Origin of the sequence: Mesorhizobium sp. M2A.F.Ca.ET.037.01.1.1 (genome assembly GCF_003998075.1) — a bacterium.
Taxonomy (GTDB): domain Bacteria; phylum Pseudomonadota; class Alphaproteobacteria; order Rhizobiales; family Rhizobiaceae; genus Mesorhizobium.
Window position 1 is genome coordinate 1 of sequence record NZ_RZSA01001781.1, and the last position, 478, is coordinate 478.

Annotated in this window: 1 protein-coding gene; it reads right to left on the reverse strand. The window is 61.7% G+C overall.

Features of this window, described 5'->3' with window-relative positions:
- Positions 1 to 112 precede the first annotated feature (112 nt).
- Positions 113 to 478, reverse strand: a 366-nt coding sequence (locus tag EOA27_RS39780) for an alpha/beta hydrolase (RefSeq protein ID WP_145970961.1), incomplete at its 5' end; no start/stop codon positions are given.

Below are 478 nucleotides of genomic sequence, written 5' to 3' on the forward strand. Positions count from 1 at the left end.
CAGGCACCGTGATGCCGATATGATTGACGCCGCGAATGACGGGTGCGGTCATGACAGTCTCCATTCTTATTTAGGCGATCCGCCCGGCCCACGACGGCGCGGGCGCCTAGTTTCAATTGGTCTTGAGGAAATCGATCAGAGCGGCGGCGACTTCGTCCGGCCGCTCGTCCGCGACATAGTGGCTGCACCGGGCGATCGAGCCGCCCGTCACATTGGTGGCGAACTCCTTGAGCATGGGGACCATCTGCGCACCGAAGCGCTGGTCCCCACCCAAGCCAAGCACCGGTATCTCGAGCGGCTGCTTCTTGTACTCGAGCGCGGCCGCATGGTCGGCAGCGAGGCTGCGATACCATTCCATGCCGCCGCGCGTGCGGCCAGGAAGAGCCATTGCTTTCGCGTAGATCGCGATGTCCGCCGGATCGAAGGTGCTGTGATCGTAGAACCGCTCTGCCATGAAGGTCGAAACATAGTCATATTC